This window comes from uncultured Caballeronia sp., from assembly GCF_964243625.1.
Taxonomy (GTDB): Bacteria; Pseudomonadota; Gammaproteobacteria; order Burkholderiales; family Burkholderiaceae; genus Caballeronia.
This window is the reverse complement of the sequence record NZ_CAXTGZ010000742.1, coordinates 1-2,771: the sequence shown is the minus strand read 5'-3', so window position 1 is coordinate 2,771 and position 2,771 is coordinate 1. Positions and strand designations below refer to the sequence as shown.

The 2,771-nt window shown below is 59.4% G+C and carries 2 protein-coding genes; one reads left to right on the top strand and one right to left on the bottom strand.

Annotated features, from left to right (window positions below; all coding sequences use genetic code 11):
• Positions 1 to 52: 52 nt before the first annotated feature.
• Positions 53 to 829, bottom strand: a complete 777-nt coding sequence (locus ACFFAR_RS30240; protein WP_062000347.1) for an enoyl-CoA hydratase — start codon at positions 827 to 829, stop codon at positions 53 to 55.
• A 132-nt stretch (positions 830 to 961) separates the two neighbouring features.
• Between ACFFAR_RS30240 and paaN the strand changes: the two genes are divergently transcribed.
• Entirely contained in the window at positions 962 to 2,671 is a 1,710-nt protein-coding gene (gene paaN / locus ACFFAR_RS30235; protein ID WP_062168041.1) for a phenylacetic acid degradation protein PaaN, read from the top strand.
• Positions 2,672 to 2,771 lie beyond the last annotated feature (100 nt).

Here is a 2,771-nt window from a genome sequence, read left to right as displayed (position 1 = left end):
CGGAATTCTAGTGCCCGTTTCAACACTGCGCAAGGGGTTCGGGAAAAGAATTTTATCGATGCTTAAAATCAGGTTTCCGCTTCTCTACAAAAGCCGCCATCCCTTCCTTCTGATCCTCGGTCGCAAACAGCGAATGGAACATGCGGCGCTCGAAATGAACCCCCTCCGCCAGCGTTGATTCGTATGCGCGGTTGACTGACTCCTTCGCCATCATTACTGCAGGCAAGGAGAAGCTCGCGATTGTCGCTGCAGCCTGCATGGCGTCATCCAGCAGGTTCGCTGCCGGAACGACGCGCGACACCAACCCTGCCCGCTCGGCTTCGTCGGCATCCATCATTCGTGCAGTCAGACACATGTCCATTGCCTTCGCCTTCGATACAGCGCGCGGCAGCCGCTGCGTGCCGCCGGCGCCGGGGATCACGCCGAGCTTGATTTCGGGCTGGCCGAACTTGGCGGTATCGGCGGCGATGATGATGTCGCACATCATCGCCAATTCGCAGCCGCCACCGAGGGCGAATCCGGCAACAGCCGCAATGATCGGCTTGCGAATGGTGCGCACCGTTTCCCAGTTACGCGTGATGTAGTCGCCCTTGAACGTATCCATATACGTGTAGTTGGCCATCATGCCGATGTCCGCCCCCGCTGCGAACGCCTTCTCGCTGCCGGTCAGCACGATGGCGCCGATGTTTTCGTCGGCATCGTATTGTTTAAGGACAGTGCCGAGCTCATCCATCAGCGCGTCGTTGAGCGCGTTGAGCGCTTTGGGCCGGTTCAGTGTGATCAAGCCGACACGCCCGCGCACTTCGGTCAACAGATTCTCGTAAGACATTCACTCCTCCTATATGAACTCGCGCGAAATCGCTTCGCGCACGCGTCTCGATAATGCTAACATTCGCATACCAACCGGTCGGTTAATTAATTATCCGAGCGACCCTCATTACAACCAAATCCTTTTGCCGCCATGACCCATCCGCTCTTCACGAAGCACGAAGCGACGCTTACTCAAGCGCTTGCCGCTATTGCAACGCGCGGCTACTGGAGCCCGTTTCCCGAAATGCCGAGTCCCAAAGTGTACGGTGAAACAGCAAATCCGGATGGCGAGGCGGCCTTCAAAGCGCACCTGAACCGCGCGTTCGAACTGGATCAGCCCTTGACCGGGGAGACAGTGGGTAACGAGCGGTCGCCTTACGGATTCGCGCTCGGCGTTCGCTACCCGAAAGCGGACGTAGACTCGCTGCTCGAAGCCTCCGCCTTGGCGCAACGCCAGTGGCGCGCCGCCGGGCCTGCAGCCTGGGCCGGCGTAAGCCTCGAGATTCTGTCGCGGATCAACAAAGCCAGTTTCGAGATCGGTTACAGCGTGATGCACACGACCGGACAGGCATTCATGATGGCGTTTCAAGCGGGTGGCCCGCACGCGCAGGACCGCGCGTTGGAAGCGGTGGCTTATGCGTGGGATCAGCTTCGCCAAATTCCTGCCGACGCTTATTGGGAAAAGCCGCAAGGCAAGAACCCGCCGCTCGCCATGCACAAGCAATTCACCGTCGTACCGCGCGGCACGGGCCTCGTTCTGGGGTGCTGCACCTTCCCGACCTGGAACGGTTATCCCGGCATGTTCGCCGACCTGGCTACGGGTAACACTGTCATCGTCAAGCCGCATCCGGGTGCGATCTTGCCGCTTGCCATCACCGTGCGCATTGCGCGTGAAGTTTTGCGTGAAGCCGGATTTGACCCGAATGTGGTCACTCTGCTGGCTACCGAAGGGAACGACGGCCCCCTCGTTCAAAATCTTGCGCTGCGCCCGGAAATCAAGATCATCGACTTCACCGGCAGCACGCAAAACGGCAACTGGCTCGAACGTAACGCACATCAGGCCCAGGTCTACACCGAGAAGGCGGGTGTGAATCAGATCGTGATCGATTCCGTCGACAACATCAAAGCCGTCGCCAGCAATATTGCGTTCTCGCTGGCGCTTTACTCGGGCCAGATGTGCACGGCGCCGCAGAACATCTATGTTCCCCGCGACGGCATTCGCACGAGCGAAGGCCAAATGAGCTTCGACGACGTTGCGAAGACGCTCGCAGCGGCGGTAGAAAAGCTGATTGCCGATCCGGCCCGCGCCGTCGAATTGACCGGTGCGATACAAAACGACGGCGTGATGGGTCGTATCGCCGAAGCCCGGCAATTGGGTGAAGTGCTGACGGATAGCCAATCGCTTGCTCATCCAGTTTTTCCCGATGCTCAAGTGCGCTCTCCCCTGATGTTGAAGCTCGACGTGAACGCTGATGCCGCGAACTTCACGCGCGAGTGGTTTGGTCCAATTTCGTTTGTCATCGCCACGGATTCGACGGCCCAATCGCTCGAGTTGGCCGGATCGATTGCAGCCGAGCATGGCGCGTTGACCTTCTCCGTGTACAGCACGGACGACGCAGTCGTTGAAGCAGCCTATGAAGCTGCCATCCGCGGCGGCGTCGCGCTGTCGATCAATCTGACCAGCGGCGTCTTTGTGAATCAGACGGCCGCATATTCGGACTTCCACGGCACAGGCGCCAATCCTGCCGCGAACGCAGCGCTGTCGGACGCCGCGTTTGTCGCCAATCGCTTCCGGGTCGTTCAAAGCAGAGTCCATGTTGCGCCAAAGAGCGCGCCGCCGGTAGTCAGCCAAACGGCATAGGCGACCGCCCCAACGAATCGCGGCGAGTCCTAGGCCGTTCAGCCGAATAGCAACTGTAGCTGGGCGCGATTAGTATCGAAGGCATGGGTGTTTGCGCTCA

What these genes read in the sequence shown, in the direction of transcription:
- ACFFAR_RS30240 (WP_062000347.1), bottom strand. Translation starts at nt 829, where the DNA reads ATGTCTTACGAGAATCTGTTGACCGAAGTGCGCGGGCGTGTCGGCTTG.
- paaN (WP_062168041.1), top strand. Translation starts at nt 962, where the DNA reads ATGACCCATCCGCTCTTCACGAAGCACGAAGCGACGCTTACTCAAGCG.